This is a genomic window from Syntrophomonas wolfei subsp. methylbutyratica (genome assembly GCF_001570625.1).
Classification (GTDB): Bacteria; Bacillota; Syntrophomonadia; order Syntrophomonadales; family Syntrophomonadaceae; genus Syntrophomonas; species Syntrophomonas methylbutyratica.
This window is the reverse complement of the sequence record NZ_BBQT01000003.1, coordinates 1-20,383: the sequence shown is the minus strand read 5'-3', so window position 1 is coordinate 20,383 and position 20,383 is coordinate 1. Positions and strand designations below refer to the sequence as shown.

The following is a 20,383-nucleotide window of genomic DNA, read 5'->3' as shown; positions in this document are numbered from 1 at the left end:
CTTTTTCAGTGCCATCGAACTTACCCCCTGCTCTACAAACAGATAACCAACAGCTAGGCGGGCTGGGAATTCCACCTACTAAACATGATTAACCCTTTAAAAAAATAGGGCCTCAAAACCTAAGATAATGAGGCCAAAATCTATAAATAATATAAGGGGACTACCTGATTTAACTAGGGCAAGAAGATACCTTCCGGATCGACTTCTTTATAAAGTAATTCCAGTTCGTAATAAGTCGGGGGTTTGGTCTCTCCGCTTACCCGGGAGATATTAAGATCAAAAGAGCAGTTATCTTTCACCTGTTGCGGAGTGAATCCCGGATGAACCGTATCCAGGTACATTATCCCTTCCTCATCAAACCTGAATACGCCCATATTGGTTATTACTGCTTCCACGCCCCCGCGGAAGAATTTGCCGTATACTTCTCTCTTATGCACGAATTCTCCCCCGGGCCATTTGGGCAACCTCCAGCCCGGAGAAGTAATATAGTCAACATGTTCTCTGAAACGGCGCTTTTCCTGAACCATTATAAATACCGTCCGTCTGGCCAGAGCATTGATATCCGGGTTACCGCCACTACCGGTAAAACGCTTTTCCGGACTTAGGTAATCGCCAACCACTGTAGTATTTACATTTCCATACTTGTCGATCTCAGCTCCCCCGAGGAAGGCCAGATCCACATATCCACAGTGAAGCTGCCCGTAAAAAGCCTCGGTTAAACCAGCTGCCATCGAAGCCTGGTGGGCACAACGGGCATCACCAACAGAAGTGGGCAGGTCAATGGGCCGTCCGTCAATGCTCCCGGCTTCATAAATACATACCGCATTAGGAGCACTTACTTTTTGAGCTAACATAATGGCCAGCATGGGCAGGCCGGTTCCAGCAAAGACAATATCCCCATCAACTACCTCCCGGGCAGCAGCAACTGCCAGGAGATCAATTGGTTTATATTCACCCGCTTTGGCCAGTTTATTATTCTTCGCTGTCATTTATCTCGACCCCCTTTTCACCCTGGTGGAATAACCCAGGACCTTATTGGCCCGCAGTTTCTCCAAATTACTAATGCCCAATTTCTCTAGATATTGCTCATGGCTATCAACGCCAAATATCCATTCCTCAGCCCATTTGTCATAGCCGGCTTTGCTCTTGGAAGCGGAATAGAAATTACGGATGAAGTCGGCATCGACATCATAATAACCCTGGGAACCGGTGGGATGTGCTGACCAGGGTAGCTCTACCACATAATCAATGGAGTAACCGGTAGCAATGTTTTTTTCCGGCTCGCTGCGCAAATAGCTGTCTGGAACAATCTCTTCTGCCACAACAATAACCTTATCCGCTGCCTTAATCACTTCCGCATCAGTATAGGTCTGAGCATTAACCCGCATGGTTCCCTCATCACCAACCTGCGAAGCGTAGACCAGTGCCCAATTGGGATTAGCAGCAGGCATTAGCAGGATTTCTCCCATATCATAAAACGGATCCTGGCTCACTGTATACTTCTGCCGGGGAATTTTAGGATTGGAGCCATCTCTAAGACCAGCTCTCTTAAGCATATCGTATTGGGGATTCAAAATATCGGTACCCATCGAGAGTGCCGTGGGGAAAAATGGCAAGCCATAGGCTCCGGCCAACAATCTGGCCACAACCTGACCATGGCTGTAATCCTCAACTATCATGGATTTCTCGCACTGCCCCCGGGCTACTCCTTCACCCAATTTTCCATAGAGTTCATGCCCTACCCAGCAGGATTCCCAAATTTTAACCGCCCCTGCTCCCGCCAATACCTCGGTGTGGGTGCCACCATTCACTTCAAAGAGGTGCAGGTTCTTTTTCCCCTGGCGAACCAGCTCGTAAACCAGAGCCATAGGTCGACGCCAAATAGTAAAGCCACTGAAAGATAACATGTCGCCGTCTTGTATAAGGGCTCCCGCCTCTTTCAGGGTAATTCTTTCCGCTTTACCCATTCCTCTCTCCTCCTTATATTTCCTATGTCTTAATTCTTTTATTGGACTTGCCTTTTACTGTCCAAAGCTCTAAATTAAAAATGTACTATTTTTATTTGCCGCCCCCGGATGGCTATTTAATTTATAGCATCCAGGGGCTGCACCCTTTTTTAGAAGCGGCCTATAGTTTCCCGTCCGATTATCATCCTTTGAATCTGGTTGGAACCTTCATAAATCTGGGTTATTTTAACATCACGCATCATTCTCTCCACCGGGAATTCATTGCAGTACCCATAGCCTCCCATAAGCTGTACGCAATTCGTGCATACTTCCATCCCCGTATCAGTGGCGAATTTTTTGGCCATAGAAGCTTCCTTGTTATGGGGCAATCCATTGTCCTTCAGCCAGGCAGCCCGGTAAACCAGCAATTGAGCAGCATCCAGCGCAGCAGCCATATCTGCCACCATAAACTGCACCCCCTGGTTGGCCGCCAGCGGCTTGCCAAATTGTTGCCTTTCCTTGATATACTGGACGGTATAATCCAAGGCCCCTTCACCAATCCCCAGCCCCTGAGCCGCAATGGTAACGCGCCCGCCGGCTAAAAGACCCATGGCTACCTTAAAACCATCGTTTATTTCGCCCAATACATTTTCTTTGGGTACCTTGACATCTTCAAAGTAGAGTTCAACTGTGGGAGAGCCATTCATTCCCATCTTGGCTACTGGTTTGCTCATGGTAAAACCGGGCGTATCTTTTTCGATAACTAAACAAGTTATGCCCCGGCCGGATCCTTGAGTGGGGTCACTCTTTACAAAGGTACAATAAGTGGTAGCAACTATCCCGTTGGTGATAAATATCTTGCTGCCGTTGACCAGGAAATAATCGCCTTTGTCTTCCGCTTTGCACTTGAGCGAAGCCGCATCGGAACCAGCATTGGGTTCAGTCAGCGCATAGGCTCCAACTATCTCTCCCGTGGCCAATGCCCGCAGGTATTTTTCCTTAACCCGCTGGCTGCCATAAAGATAGGTACTCATACAGCCCAGGCCAGTATGCACGCTCATAATTACTGCAGTTGAAGCGCAGCACTTGGCCAGTTCCTCTACAAACATAGCAAAATCAAGATAAGAGGCTCCAGCCCCGCCCCACTCTTCAGGAATAGGCAAACCGGTCAATCCCAAATCGGCCATCTTTTTGAAAGTACCCATGGGAAATTCATGAGTCCTGTCGGTTTCTGCAGCCAGAGGTTCTACCTCGTTTTTAGAAAACTTTCTGAACATATCTCGCATCATTAAAGATTCATCGCTAAGACTAAAATCCATATATTCTCATCTCCTTACTTTCCAATAAAGTTGGCCTTCCTTTTTTCTACAAAAGCTCTCATACCTTCCTTTTGATCCTCAGTGGCAAAGCAAAGGCCAAAAAGATCCGCCTCTACGGTCATGGCCCGGTCTATATCAGTTTGCATGCCTTCATTTACGGCTATCTTGCAGAATCTGACTGACTTCTGACCTCGTAAGGCAATCTTTTGCGCCAGCTTTTCCACATTCCCCATCAATTGTTCTGATGGTACTATATAATTGACCAATCCAACCCGCATAGCCTCATCCGCATTTATAATATCGCCGGTATAAAGCAGCTGTTTGGCGATTCCCGTACCTACTATGCGAGGAAGGCGCTGGGTTCCGCCAAAACCCGGAGTAACACCCAGGCCAACCTCAGGCTGTCCGAATTTGCTCTTCTCGGAACAGATGCGAAAATCGCAAGCCATAGCCAATTCACATCCGCCACCCAGGCAAAAACCATCAATAGCGGCAATCACTGGCTTTTCCATGGCTTCGATCAATCGCATGACTCCTTGACCCAAAAGCCCGAATTCCCGGCCCTCAAGGGCGCTTATTTCCATCATAAAAGTTATATCCGCTCCGGCTACAAAAGCCTTACCTCCGGCGCCGCTTATTATCAGCACATCAATATCCTGGTCGTCTCTGACATCTTCCACTGCAGTTTTTATTTCAATAAGGGTGTCCTGGTTGAGAGCATTCAATGCCTTGGGCCGGTTAATGACCAGATGAGCAATCCGCTCTTCTTTTTTCAGGATCAGGTTTTCAAATTCCATAATAAATTCACCTGTCTTCCGCTTTTATCCCGCAAAAGTTATTTGCGGTAGTCGTAGATGCCTTTGCCGGTTTTCCTTCCTAACCAGCCTGCCTGCACATATTGCTTAAGCAGAGGAGAGGGGCGGTATTTGGGATCACCATAGCCGGTATACATGACATTAAGAATAGAGAGTATGGTATCCAGTCCTATCAAATCAGCCAGTTCACAGGGTCCCATAGGATGATTCATACCCAGCTTCATTATGTTGTCTATGTTCTCCGCCGGGGCCACGCCTTCATAAAGCTCCCAAAGGGCTTCATTGATCATGACCTGCAGAACCCGGTTAGATATAAAACCAGGAACATCTTTGCACCAAACCGGAGTTTTGCCCATTTTTATGGAGGCTTCTTCAATTATCTTATAGACCTCATCCGTGGTAGCCAGACCGCGAATGATCTCTACCAGTTTCATTACTGGAACCGGATTCATAAAGTGCATTCCTATCACTTTTTCCGGGCGTTTGGTGGTGGCAGCAATCTGGGTAATGGGCAGTGATGAGGTGTTGCTGGCCAAAATAGCATGGGCCGGAGCTATCTGATCCAACTGGCTGAATACTTGTTTTTTAATATCAAAATTCTCTACGATGGCTTCAATTACCAGGTCGCAATCAGCGGCATCTTCTAGCTTGATCGATGGTTTTATGCGGCCTAAAATAGCGGCCTTATCTTCTTTGGATTTCTTTCCCTTGCTAACATCACGGGTCAGGTTCTTTTCAACAATAGCCAGTCCCTTGTTAACCAGATCCATGTTAATATCATATTGCACTGTATCATAGCCGGCCTGGGCGGATACCTGAGCTATTCCTCCACCCATTTGCCCGGCGCCGATGACCATGATTTTCTTAATAGCCATAAATTTCGCCTCCCGTTTTCTCTATGCTTCAACCTTGATCAACATAGCATCACCCTGGGCATGCCCGGAGCATATTCCGCAAACACCAATTCCGCCGCCCCGGCGCCGCAACTCATAGGCCAGAGTCATTACGATTCTAGCTCCGGTGGCCCCGATGGGATGGCCAAAGGCAATAGCGCTTCCGTTGACATTGACTTTTTCAAACATTTCTTCTTTACTCATGCCCAGTATCGTGCGAGCGCTTACCAGAACCACCGCGGCAAAGGCTTCGTTTATTTCAATTAAATCCACATCCTTATAGGTCATGCCGTTCTGTTCCAGTACTTTTTTTATGGACAGGCCGGGAACAGTGGCGATATCCTTGGTCTGCTGGGATACTTCGGCATAATCGACAATGCTGAAAAGGGGTTTTAGACCCAGTTCATCGGCTTTCTGCCGACTCATCAATAAGCAAACATCACCGCCATCATTTACTCCGGGGGCATTTCCGGCGGTTACGCTGCCGGGCTTGCCGGTAACAGTGCTCTTATGATTGAATACCGGGGGCAGCTTGGCCAAAGCTTCCATCTTGGTCTGGGGACGGGGTCCTTCGTCCTTGCTCAACACATCTTTCCCTCTGTTGGTTTCCACCGGGAAGATTTCATCATCCAGGCGGCCTGCCTCCATTGCGGCAACAGCTTTCATCTGAGAGTTGTACCCCCACTCGTCGTTATCTTCGCGGGTAAACCCGAACTCATCGCTGGTTTCCGAGCCGTGTATGGCCATGTGGCGGTTATAGAACGCATCCCAAAGACCGTCATAAACCATGAGGTCCACACAATTGGCATTTAATAGCCCCATACGTCGTCCATAACGCATTTCGGGCAAGGAATAGGGGCAGTTGCTCATGCTTTCCTGTCCGCCGGCTATAACAATATCCGCTTTCCCCAACATTATGGCTTGGACACCCAGATCAATGGTCTTTATGCCGGATGAACAAACCTTGTTTACGGAAATGGCCGGAACCGATTCTGGCAACCCGGCCAGTATGGTGGCCTGCCGCCCGGGAATTTGCCCGTTGCCTGCCGGCACCACCTGTCCCATATAGACATAATCCACATCTTCCGGTTTTACTTTGCCATTGGTGCGGCGCAATACTTCCTTAATTGCCAGGGCCCCCAGTTGCGGAGCATCATATTCTTTAAGTTTTCCGCCCATTACCCCATAAGGTGTACGGCAAGCTTCCACACAGACTACTTCTCGGAAATTCTTGTATACATTGCCGACATTTCTCCCCATACCGCTGTAATCCGGTTTTCTCTCCCCAAAACCGCTAACTGCAATTTTCTTGGGATAGTCGGCCCTCTTCATTTCTAGTTTTTGCACATAATCCGACATAATCTTTCCTCCTTTTTCTTTTTGTGCTACATGTATTTTCCCTTTTTAACAGATAGCAAGACTATCGATAGGACTAGCTGATACCAGCAGCAAACGCCTGAATCTCACCTCCCCCCCAAATAATGAGCCCCGGCAGAAATATCTGACGGGGCTCTATGGCTCTCTAAACAGACAAGAAATTATATAATTGTCTTAGTATAAATGATTAAGAATTGAAATTTACCCTCTCCGTTTTTCAATACTGGCCAGGCACAATTCCTTTTCTCTTTCATTTTCATTTTCATTTTTTAGCTTTTGAGCGAGACTGTTCCTGCTTCCACAACGAGGGCATTTTATCTCTAGTTCAAGACAGTCGCGATATTTCCCCAGGAGTTTATGACACTTATTGCACCTGAAATCATTCACAATTCGCTCTCCTCCTTTATCAAATTGATAGAAAAGCTTAATGTTAAAAACGAACCATTTTTTTCTTATGTATTTTTAATATAATTAAGTGCTGGCGAAATCATTCCATTAAATAATCTTGAGAAAAATAAAAGCCCAACCGAATTAGAATCTGGTGGGGCTCAAGGCTCTCAATAGTTCCTATACATATTTTTTTATTCTTTTGCAGAGCAACCTCTTTTCATTTCGCTTATCAGGTTCTAGCCATAAAACACAATCTTGAGTCACACTTTATATATGCAAATACTATGCCATATTTATAAAAACATCATAAAACCAGGCCAATTCCTGCTCAAATTCCAAGAATTATATTAGATTGTTCAACAGGGGAGGTCATTAGAAGTACAGTGTTTGGCAGCTTATAAATCTAAAAAAGGGATTAAGCTCTGGTATACAATAGATAGTTATTGTACTGACAATAACAATTGTTGCGGTTCAGCAACATCATATTTTTATTAGTCTATTTATTGATATTGGCACTTATTTCCTGTATTGTATTTTAATATCTCTATTGCTCTTTTCCGCTGTTCTAATCACTACAACTTCTCCAATAGTTCTCAAGCAATGGTCAAATCTTTAAATATCTCAATTTTTTTCGCATACTAATATTGTTGCAATATTGCAACAATATCGCCATGAAATCGCGTTGCGTATTTGCATAACACGTTGCACTACAGCAACATGTTATGTTCTCTTATTGCTATTGCTTGACGATGAAATCCCATATTTGGCAGCTTTTCTAACCACAGTAGAGGCATTCACTTCCAATTTTTTTGCTATCTGACGAGTAGTACGATACTGGGCAAAGGCCCTTTCCAGCAATTGTTTTTCTACACTTTCTACCGCTTCTTTGAGTGGAACAATCGCCGAAACACTCACCTGGGGGGAATCAAGTACAGCCGAACCCAAATGAATCGGAAGCTCATCCCGGCTTATGATATCACTGGAGGATATAACCACCAGCCTTTCAATCAGATTTTCCAGTTCACGTACATTTCCCGGCCAGTCATAAGCCATCAATATATCCACTACATCTGGGCAAATGCGCTTGTTAAGTCTATATTTACGATTAAACAAAGCGATAAAATGCACTATCAGCGATGGTATATCTTCCTTTCTATCCCTCAATGGAGGAATTATAACCGGAATTACATGTAGACGATAAAAAAGATCCTCCCTGAATTGCTTTTTCTGCACCATTTCCAAGAGGTTGCGGTTGGTGGCAGCCAGAATCCGGGTGTCAACTTTGAGAGCTTGTCTCCCCCCCACCCGGTTTATTTCCTTGCTCTGCAATACTCTCAAGAGTTTTACCTGCAAATTAAAGGGCAGGTCGCCTATCTCATCCAGAAAAAGGGTTCCCTCATGGGCCAGCTCGAAATAACCAGCCTTCCCTTCCTTTTTGGCTCCGGTGAAAGCCCCATAATCATAACCAAAAAGCTCTGATTCCATCAGGTTCTCGGGGATGGCTCCGCAGTTTACCTTAATAAACGGTTTCTTGGCGCGAGCACTGTGGTTATGAATGGTCTCAGCAATCAGCTCCTTGCCGGTTCCTGATTCACCATTGATCAAAATGGTGGAGTCTACCTCTGCCAATCGAACTACCGTCTCCAAAAGCTTTCTCATTTCGCTAGATTTGCTTATTATTTTATCTGTACCACTGTAAATTCGCAGGGTTTTTAACTGGCTTTCATAGTGTTGACTTAATCCCTGAACCTTCTCCAATTTCTGTTTCAGCATATTGAGTTCCGTAATATCCCGAACATTGCAAACCACGCGAAATATATTGCCGTTTTTATCAAAGACCGGGCTGCCTGTAGCCAAAGTAGTCTTGCCGCTTCTGGTTTCTTGAATAATAGTCACGGTCTCTTTGCGCGCAAGGGCCAGAGAGCTTACCGATTCGGAAACAATCCCCTCCTGTGCTATGTCATCCACATACCTTCCTAAAAATTCGCGTCCATTAACGCCGGTTATCATTTCAAAAGCTTGATTTAAACGTAATGTCATCCCATTGCCATCCGTAATATAAAGACCGTCATAAGATGATTCAATAATGGCATCCAGCTCTTCATTGAGTTCTTTAACATATTTTAATTCCCGCGACAACTCTTCCAGTTCGGAAATATCTTGCAAAACACCAACTGCTCCAATTATCTCGCCATCTTTAATTATCGGTGAACGATTGGAGATAAAATAGTGGTTATTCAACATAATCTTCTGCAAGGTCTCAACCTGCCCCGACTTGATTATATTGGTAAGACGGCTGGTAGGGTATACATCATCGATAAGCTTGCCTTTTACATTCTCCGCTTTTTGTTTTAAAAGTTTTTCCGCGGCCCGGTTGAATACCCTGATTCTGGATTGCTTGTCCACGGAAACAATCATATTATGAGTAGAGTTGATAATGGCATCCAGTTCACTGGATATATTCCTATATGACTCCAGGAAAACCCGAGCCAGATCAGTCCGGGTAATCATGCCCACAATCCCTGTTTCATCTGCTATGGGCAATCTTCCCAGGCCGGGATATAGCACATCTTCAATCTCTTCGTCCGGGTGTCCAATAATAATATCGCGCTTCATTATGTTTTCTATGGGTTGAAGCATATCCATGCTCTCTTTTATCGCTCGATAAACATGGGTCTTGGTAAAAAGTCCGATAATTTGATTATTCTCATCCACCACCGGAGCTCCATCAATATTCCGCTCCAGGAAAAGGGTTACGGTTTCGCGGATTGATTGTTCCGGTCTTAGTAAAACAGGGTTGGGGCTCATTATTTCGCCCAAGTTCATTCTGACCACCTCACCCTAAACATACCATATCCTCATAAATTTTGCTGTAGCCTGGTACTAATATGCAAAAAAAAAAGACCTTGGATAATTCCAAGGCCTTTGACCTGGTACAAGAACAATGATTGGTAATAGACTTTAGGGATATTAATTGAGGGACAAATCAGCGTTTATTTCTGGTTCTGACTATCCCCATTTTTATTAGCATGTCCTCAAGGGAGCTAATTCATAACTTTTACATCAATCGACTTAAATGCCACCGCAAGCAGGTCTCCGATCTTTTTTCCACTCTCCCTGAATCTGCTCAAAGGCATCATGGAGCTTATGTAATGCTCTCCCATTGCAATAGTCAAAAGAGCCGTGGATTCTCCTTCAATAACTTTAACGATGCGACCGTTTAAACGGTTAATAACACCTTGATTGGCCTGATTAAGCTTCCTGGCGTCCCTTTCCAGAACAGCCAAAGAACCTCTTTCAGCTTTTCCAGCCCCCGGAGATTTTCCGAAACCATAATACTCATCGTATAATCTGCATTCCTCCTCACTTTTTCCACATACCCCACATGCTTCACAAACTTTGCACTCCCAATATAAGTCCTGCATCCAATAAACCTCCTCTAATTGCTTCATATTATTCTGCTCTTTATACTGCTATCATTATCATCTATTTTACAATAATCACGTCCCTCAATAAAGACTAAACCCCGCACTTAACCCTGGTAAATAGCGGTATTAGCTCTACTTCCTGCTAAAACCTTCGCCCAGTTGGGACCTGGTTGAAGCCAGTACTGCTTGGAGCAGCGGGAGGTGGTTTTTACTTAAAATTCTCTCTTCACCTTTTTCAATTTTTTCTATGGTCTTTTCTACCGGAACTACCCGGAATTTCATTTTGCCTGCTTCTTGATAGGAATGGGAGAAGGTTGGGGTATATGAGACTTCATCCAAAAGGGTATTTCCGCTGGAGAAATCTTTGGTGAATTTCATTTTCAGGACTATGCCGCTATTGCGTTCCTGTCCAATCTGATGGCTGATGAAGTTGCCTATGGAGTAGATTACAAATTTATCCTTCTCCGCGATTCTTATCTTTTCCATGGTCTGAATAACATGGGGATGACTGCCCAATATCACATCCGCGCCAGCTTCCAGAAAGCTATAAGCCTGCCTCTTCTGCATGTCAGATGGCCGGGGATTATATTCCAATCCCCAGTGCAAAACCAACACCAAAACATCTACCTGGGGTCTGACTGCCTTGATATCGGCCAAAATTTCTTTTTCATCCAGGAAATTTATCAGAAAAGAGTATTCATCCGGCAGCGGTATGCCATTGGTACCATAAGTATAGGCCAGGTAAGCCACTTTTACACCCTTGATATCCTTTATCAAGTAAGTATGGCTGTCTTCTTCACTTTTATATGTTCCCAGAGTATCCAGACCTGCCTGTTCTAAAACCTTCAGGGTGCGAATGGCTCCTTTTACTCCGCGATCCAGGCAGTGGTTATTGGCTGTTGCCACCAGGTCAAAACCAGCTTCCTTCAGAGTTTGCGCCATAGCATCAGGACTATTGAAGAGAGGGTAACCGGTATAAGCGGAATCCGGACCGGCCATAGCCGCCTCAAAATTGATTGAACTGTAGTCTCCTTCCATAATCAGCTCTCTTACCTCAGGAAAGAAGCTGTCAAAACAGTAAGAGCCATCGGCTTGCAGCCCGGACCATATCTGAGTATTGTGCATCAAACAATCACCGGCTGCAGTAAGGGTAATAGTCGCCTTCTTCGGGGTGGGGGTATTTTTAATCTTTGAAACCGGCGAAGCCGTACACTGCTCCGCAGGTTCCTGCTGGCCAATTGTAGCCTGGTATATATAATATGAGGCCAAACTGCCCAGGCTGATAAATATAAATACTATAGCAAATCGTCTTAACACCAGGCTCACTCCAAACAAATCAATAGGCAGGCATGGGGGCAGGCATAGGGACGGTTCTTTTGCCTGCTTTAATCCAAGCTGATATTTCCCAGTTTTCCCCGCCGGAATTCCTGCAGCAAGACCTGGCAGGTTTTATCCAGGTCGGGTACTCCTCCTTTAAGCAGGTAACCTCTTTTCCCGGCTATCTTCGCCAGCATCTCTTCTTCAAGTTGGTTTCCTGCATCCAATCCCAGCTTCTCCAGCAGGATTTGCGGGTGTTTATCTTTTAAAATAGAGAGCAAGTAAAGTCCTACCTCATACTCGCTATAAGCATTCTCCCCCACTATATCTAAAAGAGCCAGTTTTAATCCCTGTTCCTCACTTTCAACCCGGGGCCACATCAAGCCTGGTGTATCCAGTAATTCTATATCTTCACGCAGCCGTACCCATTGTTTACCTCTGGTTACCCCCGGCTTGGCTCCGGTCTGGGCAATTTTCTGCCCCACCAGAGAGTTTAAGAAAGTAGATTTCCCGATATTGGGAACCCCCATTATCATCGCTCGGATAGCTCTTGGCCTTCTACCTTTTCTTTGCAATTCCTCCGCCTTCTCCTGGAAGGCTGATTTTGCCATTCTTAAAACTGCTTGACGACCCTTACCGCTGAGAGAATCCATGGCAACTACCAGAAAACCCTCCTGCTCAAGAGCTTGCATATAATGACGGATTGCTTCCGGCGAGGCCAGGTCAGCCTTGTTTAATACCATTACAACTTTCTTATTCCTGGCTATCTTCTCTAAATCGCTATTCCGGCAGGAAAAAGGAGCCCGGGCATCGAGCAGTATTAAAGCTATGTCAACCAGTTTTATGTTCTTTTCTATTTCTCTCCTGGCCTTTACCATGTGGCCTGGGAACCAGTTAATAGTCAAGGTATTTCCTCCTTTTTCTAAAGTTGAAAACCTTTTTATCAGCTTAAGAAAAAAGAGAATACCTGCTGGTATTCTCCTTCGTCATTATTAATCTTAATACCTGCCTTTTTCTTTTACCCGGGCCTTCTTGCCCGTCAATTGGCGGAGATAGTACAGGCGTCCCCTGCGAACCTTGCCCCTTCTGGTCACTTCGATTCGGGCAATTTTGGGAGAATGCAGAGGAAATGTCCTTTCTACTCCAACCCCAGATGTGGTTCTCCTTACGGTAAAAGTTTGGGACAAACCGGTGCCTCTAATCTTTATTACCGTTCCTTCAAAAACCTGAAGCCTTTCCCGGGTACCCTCCACCACCTTGACATGAACCTTGACGGTATCGCCGGGGCCGAAGCGAGGCAGGTCTTTCTTATAGTATTCCTCTTCGATAGACTTGATTATGTTTTGCATCATCCAACCTCCTTCCAGAAGGTGTTCATACATTTTAGTTTAATGCAGCGGACCACCTTTTTTACACAGAACAAAAATATTTTATCACAGGATACCCATAATCTCAAGAAAAAACTATAGGTTAAACCAGTATTCTCCTAACAAGCGATCCAAAATTATCGATACAGCGCTGCGAACCGACAGGTGATTATAGTTCCGCTTCGCTTCGATGGGTTGTAATATATAATCACAACTCTCCATTATTTCCTTTTGTATTCCCCAACCGGTGCCAAAGAGGAGTAAAAATGATTTCTCTTCATTAAAAACCATGTTTTTCAGCTGGCTATAGCTAATGGTATTGGCATATAATCGAGCATCCGTAGCTACCGTAAAAACCTTTTCTCCATTCATACTCTCCAGGTATTCTTGCACTTCTTCCAAAGTTTCAGCACTTTTTATGATATTGAAAGCATCTTTCCGGTCAGGGTTGTATTGGCCCCCATAACCATCCTGCCAGTAAGAAATAATATCTCTTATCAATTCCTGTTGGTTAGGGGAAGGATGGACCAGAAAAAACGCATCTACATCATAGGTACGCGCTACCCGGGAGATGTCATGCAAATCCAGGTTGGTGATAGAAGTGGTTATTATTTCCATACGCTTGTTATACATCGGATAGTGTAACAGAGCGATGTATACTTTCGCTTTTCTCAACGCTTATTCTCCCTGTGGAATAGTATTTCCTCCAACAAGCTTTTTTCTTCTTCATCAAAGCATTTCTTCAATAAAAGATCGGGGCGTTTCAAGAGAGTACGCAAAAGACTCTGTTTTTTTCTCCAACGCCGGATATTTTCATGGTGCCCGGAAAGAAGAACTTCCGGAACTTCCTGCTCACCATAGCTAGCCGGTCTGGTGTACTGCGGATATTCCAGCAGTGAGCAACTAAAGGATTCTTCCATAGCTGAATTCTCATCGCCCAAAACTCCTGGTATCAATCTAGCTATAGCATCGACCAAAACCATAGCCGGAAGTTCACCTCCGGTTAGTATATAATCACCTATGGAGATTTCCTCATCTACCATGGCCATAACTCTCTCGTCTATTCCTTCATAATGACCACAGACAATGAGCAGTTCCTTCCTTCTGGCTAATTCCCACACCCTGTCCTGGTTAAGCGGCTTGCCCTGGGGAGACATATACAGCACCCATGTATCGGGGCCTTTCACTTCTTCTATAGCAGTTCCCAAGACATTAGCTTTTAAAACCATGCCTGCTCCCCCACCATAAGGGTAATCATCCACCTGTTGCTGCCGATCCTGAGCAAAATCCCGGATATTTGTAATATTGATAGTGATAATTCCCTGTTCCCGGGCCCTTTTTATTATGCTCTCATTAAAGGGAGAGACAAACATCTCAGGAAACAGGGTTAAAATATCTATCTTCATAATTACCTCAATCTTCAATCAAGCCCGGTAAAAGCTTAATCTCCATGCGCTTTTCTTCCAGCTTTACCGCTAGGATAACATCTTTAATAGCGGGAATAAGTATTTCTCCATATTGGGGAGAATCCACTACATAAACATCATTGGCCCCGGTTTCGATTATATCCGTTAACTCCCCCAGCAGGCCCTTTTCTTCATCGTATACAGAAAGTCCCTGGAGTTGGAAGTGGTAGAAATAACCTTCAGGTAAGGGATAAAGTTCACTCTCATCAATCTGCAAAATCCCATTTTGAAAGCCCTGGGCAACTTCCACTGTATCGATTCCACTAAACTTGAATAGATAGAAATTATTATGAGCCTTAAGCCCATCAACAAGGAATGTCCCCAGCTTTCCTCCCTGATTTAGAATAACCTTATCCAGCTTATAAAAACGTTCCGGGAAATCAGTAAGGGGAATCACCTTAAGCCATCCTGCATAACCATAAGTTCCGGCAATTTTCCCAATAGCCACCAACTTATCACTATTCAAGCCATCGCCTCCCGGACTCTATTTTTCATCCAAATAGCTTTTAAGCATCGGAAGAAACTGCGGAGCAGTTTCAACACAGCGCTGCAACGAGGCGGGGATTAGAACCCGCCGCCTGTTTTGTTAATAGGCGACCGCTTAGCACCCTGCGGGCACCACTGATGTTCGCTTCGCTCACTATTATGGATGCGGGGGTCATATTTCGCCTCGTTATAAAAGCGTTCCGGCCCATGCCCGGTTAATGCCCCGCATCAACGCTAAAGTACCCGCATAATATCAAATAGAAAGGGCTAATAAATTAGCCCTCCTTTACTATTTCTACTGCTACCCTTTTCCCTTCTTTGGCTGCTGTTGCTTTAGTCAGAGTACGAATGGCCTTGGCAATCTTGCCCTGTTTTCCGATAACCTTTCCCATATCATCGGCGGCCACCTTAAGTTCCAGTACCGTGGATCTTTCCCCTTCGCTTTCTCTGACCTCAACCTCGTCTGGATTATCTACCAGGGATTTGGCAATATACTCCACCAGTTCTTTCACTAAATTTCCCCCCTGCCTGGCTCTTATATTACTTGCGAATTTCCGCGAAGCGGGCCATAATTCCCTGTTTTTGCAAAAGCGACTTAGCTGTATCAGAAGGTTTAGCTCCACTGGCCAACCATTTAAGTGCTTTTTCTTCATCAATATTTACTGTCGCCGGAGTGGTGGAAGGATTGTAATATCCCAATTCTTCAATAAATCTGCCATCTCTGGGGTATCTTGAATCGGCTACTACCAACCGGTAAAAGGGACTCTTCTTGGCTCCCATTCTCCTCAGTCTGATTCTTGTTGCCACGTATTCACCTCCTTAAATTAACCTGAAATTTAACAAAAGCGGGATGAGGGATTAATATTCCCAGTAGGCTTTTAGCACTCAAACACCCCGTTTAGCTTTTCACCACTGCACTGGCCTTCGAACATCCGGGTTAAAACGGAAATCTTATAGGGGGCATTCCCCCTCGTTTTCCTTTTTTCCCGCCAAGGTCAGCAAACTGTTTCATCAATTTTCTGGATTCTTCAAACTGCTTTAATAGACGATTTACCTCCTGAACCTTGGTTCCACTCCCCCGGGCAATTCTTTTCTTCCTGCTTCCATTAATGATAGAGGTATCTCTTCTTTCCTGCAATGTCATGGATTTTATTATGGCTTCAATTCTTAATATCTCTCTTTCATCAAACTCTCCTTTGAAACCCTTCATCTGTTTCCCGATCCCAGGAATCATTCCCAACAATTCATCCAGAGGCCCCATTGATCTTACCTGCTGCATCTGTTCCAAGAAATCCTCCAAAGTAAACTCCTGTTTACGAATTTTCCGTTCCATTTCCCGGGCTTTTTCCTGATCAATATTGGCCTGGGCTTTCTCAACCAGGCTCAGGATATCACCCATACCTAGTATACGGGATGCCATTCGATCGGGGAAAAAGGTTTCCAAAGCATCCAGCTTCTCCCCCATACCTACATATTTTATAGGGCAACCCGTAACCGCTTTGACAGAAAGAGCAGCACCACCTCTGGTATCTCCATCGAGCTTGGTTAGTATTACTCCGGTCAATCCCAAGTCCCGGTTGAAGGACTCGGCCACATTGACTGCATCCTGCCCGGTCATGGCATCAACCACCAGCAGAATTTCATGGGGATTAATCGCCGATTTTATCTGCTTCAGTTCATCCATCAGTTCTTCATTGATATGCAGCCTTCCAGCAGTATCTAAAATAACTATGTCCCGATTTTGGCTACGGGCATATTCCAGGGAAGCCCTGGCAATATCCACTGGATTTGATTGACCCATGGAGAAAACGGGTATTCCTACCTGCTCGCCTAAAACCTGCAACTGTTTAATAGCAGCCGGGCGATAGATATCACCAGCAACCAGTACCGGCCTTCTTCCCTGTTTAAGCAAATTTCGCCCAAGTTTAGCCACCGTAGTGGTTTTTCCAGCTCCTTGCAGTCCCACCAGCATATATATTGAAGGGGGTTTCGCAGCAAGGTTTAATTTACTTTCGCTTCCTCCCATCAAAGCCGTCATTTCATCGTGAACAACCTTGATGATTTGCTGTCCCGGGGTCAGGCTCTGCAATACCTCCTGCCCCACAGCCCTCTGCCGAACCCGCTCCACAAAATCCTTGACCACTTTAAAATTGACATCCGCCTCCAGGAGGGCCAGCCGTACTTCCCGCATCGCGGTCTTTACATCTTCTTCACCTATTTTGCCTTTTCCTCGAAGCTTTTTGAAAATATCCTGTAGTCGATCTGATAAACCTTCAAATGCCACGGTATCTCTCCTTTATACCGATTCCATTATTTCATGGAGGATTTCAATAGCCTTTTCTATTTCTTTCTGCCCCAAACAGCCTGTCTTTTTCAATAAAGCATAGGCTTCTTCCAATCCCCGGCGGGTAAGTACGAATTTATCAACCAGTCCCAGCCGTTCTTCATATTCCTGTAGCGCAGTTTCAGCTCTTTTAAGCACATCATAAACCGCCTGACGACTAGTTCCTCTGTTTTCTGCAATCTCGGATAAAGACCAGTCATCTTCATAATAAAGACTCATAAGATCCTGCTGTGTTAAAGTCAGCAAAGGACCATAAAAATCTTTAAGCATAATCATATGTTCTGTTTTCTCCAGCATAGCAACTCTTCTCCTTCGTAAAGGGAAATTGCTTTACACAACAATATTACTTATATTGTTCGCTGATGTCAAATATTCGTTTAAGCATCGGAAGAAACTGCGGAGCAGTTTCAACACAGCGCTGCAACGAGGCGGGGGATTAGAACCCGCCGCCTGTTTTCTTTATTTATTGAAGCCCGGCAGCTTAAAGAAGCACCCTGCGGGCACCACTGATGTTCGCTTCGCTCACTATTGTGGATGCGGGGGAATATTTCGCCTCGTTATATTTTTTTGCCCAAACTACTAAAAATCATCTACAATATGCTTAGTATTATATTATAGTTAAGATAATTAGCTTACTTTTGCTGAATGCTTTAGTTTCCTCCGGATACAAGTGCTTCATAAAAGGTTAGAGCTTATGGACAGGTTATATTGGTAAAAATTAGATTTATAAGGGAGATGAATATTTTGCAAGAAAAGATAGCCCTGCTATGTGATAGCATGTGTGACCTGCCTCGCAGCTTTATTGAAAAATTTAATATTAAGGTTGTTTCCGCCAGAGTAATCTATCCCCATCAAGAATACGCCGACCGGGTGGATATTCAACCCGAAGAGGTTTATGCCCGTATGCCCCAGGAAATCCCTACCACTGCTATGCCGCCATTACAAGAAATCCAAGAGATCTTTGATAAAATTCGTAGCGAGGGCTTTACTCATGTGCTGGCTGTTCACATCTCCAGCGGGCTCTCGGGAACCTTTCAAGCGGTGAAGCTTATCGCCAAAGACATTCAAGATATGAAAGTAGAAGTGATTGACACCAAAACTCTATCCATGGGAACCGGTTGGTTGGTGCTGGACGCTGCCCGCAATATTGCCAATGGGTGGAGCTTCGATAAAATACTGGAAAACCAGAAGAAACTGCAAAGTAAAATGCATCTTTATTATGTTATTGAAACCTTGGAATACCTGCGTCGCGGCGGAAGAATCGGGTTGGTTGCCAGCATGCTGGGAGAATTTTTGCATCTGAAACCTATCATTTCGGTTAATTTAGAAGGAAAATATTTTACCTTCTGTAAAGCTAAAGGACGAAAAAAATCCATAGATAAACTTATTGAACTGGTAGAACAATCTATGAAAGACAAACCCTTCAACCTAGCTATTCTGCACGGGGGTGCCAAAGCGGAATGTGAAGCCATATTAGAAAGAATGCGTAATCTCCCCAATATCAGGGAAGTAATAACTTCAGATATAAGCCCGGCACTCGGAGTACACACCGGACCAGGATTACTCGGGGTGTGTTTTCATGAGGTTTAGTTGACGGAAGGCGGAAGACGACGAACAGTAGTTTAGCGATTGCTTAACTATTGCTTAACCATCGTTCAACTATTGTATTAGTAAAGTAAGGGGGTTAATTAAATTCCTACTACATCTTACTATTTAAGCGCCTACTAACTCACTTTTTATCGGTGATTGCGGCTATAGCCTATTAGGGCTTAGTACCTGGTTATTCAGATAGAAGGATTTCTGAGCGATATTATATAAAAGCAAATAAATATTGGTAACTTACTCCAGCAGATTGCTTTTGGTAATTGTAAATATTTGGTATTTGTCTTATACTATAATTACTAAAAATATCTGGAGTGAAAATAATGCCGAAAAGAATTATTTGTTTACTATTGATAACTATAGTTTTAACCTTTGCCCATTCTACAGCACGGGATGGGTTAAGCATTTCTCCAGTTTATTATCCTGTAAACCAAGGCTCAAATGAAGTTCAGCAAGCTTTTGCCGCCATGGTCAAGGATTTTGCCATCTACTCTTCTCTGCTGGAAGATGTAGATTCCTCTTCCGGATATTTAATCAGCCAACATGCTAATGATAGTGATGAGGCCATCAACTTTCTTTCCCCTGGATTTGAGCCCCAACTGGCTTCAGATATAGTTGAGGCTTATACACAGTGGATTCCGGGTAATGAAAAGCTGGCGATTGTTCCCTGCGATGGTATCCCTGTTTTAACTCAAGCGGATTATAATGAATGCAGTTTTTACCAGCCAAATCATAGTAGCATTATTTTTCGACGGTCTTATTCAGGGTGCTACTCTGAACAGGACTCCTTTCTTTTCACGGTTCACCTTTCTTATGCTGATAAATCCTGGAAAATTGAAAAACTCGAACTTCTTGAAAGTCCAGATTAAATCAACCTACACAGGATTCTGTCCTCGCTTCATTCTTCTGCATATAAATCTTGGAACGAACAATGTCTGTCTCTTCATTGCTGAGTCTCTTAAGAACACTAATCTCAGTAGTTTTTTGCAAGTCGATTTCAAAGGGCGGGTGTATTAAATTGTAATCACGATCACATATTACATGCACCGTATGTTTACTGCGATCCAAAAAAGCCAGCAGTGTGATGTTTTAGAGCCACATTGTGCATGAAATAGAGCCACCTTGTGCAACCATTAGAACCACTTTTATTAATATTTTGTTCTTTGAAAATTTCATGTGTTGTACCCTTTAAAAACAACCCCACATCTGCCAAATGCGGGAGGGCAACGGCAAAGCGTATTTTACTTTGCCGTACAAGATGCCCGGATCGTATAGAGTCCCCGCTTTTGGGGGTTGTACCCCGCATTTCGCTTTCTTGAGTTCGGGAGGAATATCGCTCCGCAGTTGGTACAGCTGATGTCTCCAAAGAGCAAGTTCGTGCCCTTAAAAACCAGTTTTGATTCTTTAACTACCGTTGATTCCGTGCCGTTCCCGCATGGACACCCGGCCATCGATTAAAATCGTGTGAGAATCGTGGACAATGCGGTCAAGAATGGCGTCTGCCAGAGTGACTTCTCCAATCTTCTCATGCCAACCGCCTGGTGCAAACTGCGTACAGAAGATGGTCGATGCATTCTGGTGCCGTGCTTCAACGATTTCCAATAAATCCAATGCCTGTGTTTCTTTTAAAGGG

At 44.5% G+C, this 20,383-nt stretch carries 23 protein-coding genes; 2 read left to right on the top strand and 21 right to left on the bottom strand.

Annotation, left to right across the window (positions count from 1 at the left end; all coding sequences use genetic code 11):
• Positions 1-173: 173 nt before the first annotated feature.
• The 19 genes from AWB54_RS03245 to ylxM form a co-directional block, all read right to left on the bottom strand.
• Entirely contained in the window at positions 174-989 is an 816-nt protein-coding gene (locus AWB54_RS03245; protein ID WP_061213192.1) for a CoA-transferase subunit beta, read from the bottom strand.
• Positions 990-1,967, bottom strand: coding sequence for a CoA-transferase (locus AWB54_RS03240; RefSeq protein ID WP_061213191.1), 978 nt, complete (start codon positions 1,965-1,967; stop codon positions 990-992).
• A gap of 149 nt (positions 1,968-2,116) precedes the next feature.
• On the bottom strand, positions 2,117-3,265 hold the full coding sequence (locus AWB54_RS03235) for an acyl-CoA dehydrogenase family protein (RefSeq protein ID WP_061213190.1): 1,149 nt from the start codon (positions 3,263-3,265) through the stop codon (positions 2,117-2,119).
• Between the two features lie 14 nt (positions 3,266-3,279).
• Entirely contained in the window at positions 3,280-4,062 is a 783-nt protein-coding gene (locus tag AWB54_RS03230; RefSeq protein ID WP_061213189.1) for an enoyl-CoA hydratase-related protein, read from the bottom strand.
• A 38-nt stretch (positions 4,063-4,100) separates the two neighbouring features.
• Positions 4,101-4,955, bottom strand: a complete 855-nt coding sequence (locus tag AWB54_RS03225; RefSeq protein WP_061213188.1) for a 3-hydroxybutyryl-CoA dehydrogenase — start codon at positions 4,953-4,955, stop codon at positions 4,101-4,103.
• A 21-nt stretch (positions 4,956-4,976) separates the two neighbouring features.
• Positions 4,977-6,332, bottom strand: a complete 1,356-nt coding sequence (locus tag AWB54_RS03220; protein WP_061213187.1) for a thiolase family protein — start codon at positions 6,330-6,332, stop codon at positions 4,977-4,979.
• A gap of 219 nt (positions 6,333-6,551) precedes the next feature.
• Entirely contained in the window at positions 6,552-6,737 is a 186-nt protein-coding gene (locus tag AWB54_RS03215; RefSeq protein ID WP_061213186.1) for a Com family DNA-binding transcriptional regulator, read from the bottom strand.
• Between the two features lie 723 nt (positions 6,738-7,460).
• The gene (locus AWB54_RS03210) at positions 7,461-9,566 is read right to left on the bottom strand and encodes a sigma-54-dependent Fis family transcriptional regulator (protein WP_061213185.1); all 2,106 of its coding nucleotides are present in this window, start codon (positions 9,564-9,566) and stop codon (positions 7,461-7,463) included.
• A 218-nt stretch (positions 9,567-9,784) separates the two neighbouring features.
• Positions 9,785-10,165, bottom strand: a complete 381-nt coding sequence (locus AWB54_RS03205) for a hypothetical protein (protein WP_061213184.1) — start codon at positions 10,163-10,165, stop codon at positions 9,785-9,787.
• Between the two features lie 135 nt (positions 10,166-10,300).
• Positions 10,301-11,485, bottom strand: coding sequence for a CapA family protein (locus AWB54_RS03200; protein ID WP_235811076.1), 1,185 nt, complete (start codon positions 11,483-11,485; stop codon positions 10,301-10,303).
• A gap of 68 nt (positions 11,486-11,553) precedes the next feature.
• On the bottom strand, positions 11,554-12,390 hold the full coding sequence (gene ylqF, locus AWB54_RS03195) for a ribosome biogenesis GTPase YlqF (RefSeq protein ID WP_061213183.1): 837 nt from the start codon (positions 12,388-12,390) through the stop codon (positions 11,554-11,556).
• A gap of 93 nt (positions 12,391-12,483) precedes the next feature.
• On the bottom strand, positions 12,484-12,834 hold the full coding sequence (rplS, locus tag AWB54_RS03190; RefSeq protein ID WP_011640894.1) for a 50S ribosomal protein L19: 351 nt from the start codon (positions 12,832-12,834) through the stop codon (positions 12,484-12,486).
• 114 nt (positions 12,835-12,948) lie between these two features.
• Entirely contained in the window at positions 12,949-13,527 is a 579-nt protein-coding gene (locus AWB54_RS03185; protein WP_011640895.1) for an RNA methyltransferase, read from the bottom strand.
• Positions 13,524-14,258 carry a tRNA (guanosine(37)-N1)-methyltransferase TrmD gene (gene trmD, locus AWB54_RS03180; RefSeq protein WP_011640896.1) on the bottom strand — a complete coding sequence of 245 codons (735 nt, stop codon included), beginning with the start codon at positions 14,256-14,258 and terminating at the stop codon, positions 13,524-13,526. Before trmD ends, AWB54_RS03185 begins: the two co-directional genes overlap by 4 nt.
• Before the next feature lie 7 nt (positions 14,259-14,265).
• On the bottom strand, positions 14,266-14,784 hold the full coding sequence (gene rimM, locus AWB54_RS03175) for a ribosome maturation factor RimM (protein ID WP_011640897.1): 519 nt from the start codon (positions 14,782-14,784) through the stop codon (positions 14,266-14,268).
• 295 nt (positions 14,785-15,079) lie between these two features.
• Positions 15,080-15,316: a KH domain-containing protein gene (locus tag AWB54_RS03170; protein WP_011640898.1), complete on the bottom strand. Its 237-nt coding sequence runs from the start codon at positions 15,314-15,316 to the stop codon at positions 15,080-15,082.
• 28 nt (positions 15,317-15,344) lie between these two features.
• On the bottom strand, positions 15,345-15,611 hold the full coding sequence (gene rpsP / locus AWB54_RS03165) for a 30S ribosomal protein S16 (RefSeq protein WP_061213182.1): 267 nt from the start codon (positions 15,609-15,611) through the stop codon (positions 15,345-15,347).
• A 130-nt stretch (positions 15,612-15,741) separates the two neighbouring features.
• Complete coding sequence (gene ffh, locus AWB54_RS03160; protein WP_061213181.1) at positions 15,742-17,088, bottom strand: signal recognition particle protein; 1,347 nt, start codon at positions 17,086-17,088, stop codon at positions 15,742-15,744.
• Between the two features lie 12 nt (positions 17,089-17,100).
• Positions 17,101-17,445, bottom strand: coding sequence for a YlxM family DNA-binding protein (ylxM, locus tag AWB54_RS03155; protein WP_061213180.1), 345 nt, complete (start codon positions 17,443-17,445; stop codon positions 17,101-17,103).
• A gap of 438 nt (positions 17,446-17,883) precedes the next feature.
• Here ylxM and AWB54_RS03150 point away from each other — a divergent pair, with 438 nt between their 5' ends.
• Positions 17,884-18,738, top strand: a complete 855-nt coding sequence (locus tag AWB54_RS03150) for a DegV family protein (RefSeq protein WP_235811075.1) — start codon at positions 17,884-17,886, stop codon at positions 18,736-18,738.
• Between the two features lie 335 nt (positions 18,739-19,073).
• A complete protein-coding gene (locus AWB54_RS03145) occupies positions 19,074-19,619 on the top strand; it encodes a hypothetical protein (protein ID WP_061213178.1) in 546 nt (181 codons plus the stop codon).
• A 1-nt stretch (position 19,620) separates the two neighbouring features.
• Here the strand turns inward: AWB54_RS03145 and AWB54_RS15185 are convergent, their stop codons facing one another.
• Both AWB54_RS15185 and AWB54_RS03140 read right to left on the bottom strand, forming a co-directional pair.
• Complete coding sequence (locus tag AWB54_RS15185) at positions 19,621-19,818, bottom strand: hypothetical protein (protein ID WP_174520053.1); 198 nt, start codon at positions 19,816-19,818, stop codon at positions 19,621-19,623.
• 336 nt (positions 19,819-20,154) lie between these two features.
• Positions 20,155-20,383 (bottom strand): ATP-binding protein (locus AWB54_RS03140; protein WP_160328897.1); only part of this gene is annotated, 229 nt, incomplete at its 5' end.

Bases quoted from the DNA above. Each gene is read 5' to 3' on its own strand.
- AWB54_RS03245 (WP_061213192.1), bottom strand. From the start codon at position 989: ATGACAGCGAAGAATAATAAACTGGCCAAAGCGGGTGAATATAAACCA.
- AWB54_RS03240 (WP_061213191.1), bottom strand. From the start codon at position 1,967: ATGGGTAAAGCGGAAAGAATTACCCTGAAAGAGGCGGGAGCCCTTATA.
- AWB54_RS03235 (WP_061213190.1), bottom strand. From the start codon at position 3,265: ATGGATTTTAGTCTTAGCGATGAATCTTTAATGATGCGAGATATGTTC.
- AWB54_RS03230 (WP_061213189.1), bottom strand. From the start codon at position 4,062: ATGGAATTTGAAAACCTGATCCTGAAAAAAGAAGAGCGGATTGCTCAT.
- AWB54_RS03225 (WP_061213188.1), bottom strand. From the start codon at position 4,955: ATGGCTATTAAGAAAATCATGGTCATCGGCGCCGGGCAAATGGGTGGA.
- AWB54_RS03220 (WP_061213187.1), bottom strand. From the start codon at position 6,332: ATGTCGGATTATGTGCAAAAACTAGAAATGAAGAGGGCCGACTATCCC.
- AWB54_RS03210 (WP_061213185.1), bottom strand. From the start codon at position 9,566: ATGAACTTGGGCGAAATAATGAGCCCCAACCCTGTTTTACTAAGACCG.
- AWB54_RS03205 (WP_061213184.1), bottom strand. From the start codon at position 10,165: ATGCAGGACTTATATTGGGAGTGCAAAGTTTGTGAAGCATGTGGGGTA.
- rplS (WP_011640894.1), bottom strand. From the start codon at position 12,834: ATGCAAAACATAATCAAGTCTATCGAAGAGGAATACTATAAGAAAGAC.
- trmD (WP_011640896.1), bottom strand. From the start codon at position 14,258: ATGAAGATAGATATTTTAACCCTGTTTCCTGAGATGTTTGTCTCTCCC.
- ylxM (WP_061213180.1), bottom strand. From the start codon at position 17,445: ATGCTGGAGAAAACAGAACATATGATTATGCTTAAAGATTTTTATGGT.
- AWB54_RS03150 (WP_235811075.1), top strand. From the start codon at position 17,884: ATGAATATTTTGCAAGAAAAGATAGCCCTGCTATGTGATAGCATGTGT.
- AWB54_RS03145 (WP_061213178.1), top strand. From the start codon at position 19,074: ATGCCGAAAAGAATTATTTGTTTACTATTGATAACTATAGTTTTAACC.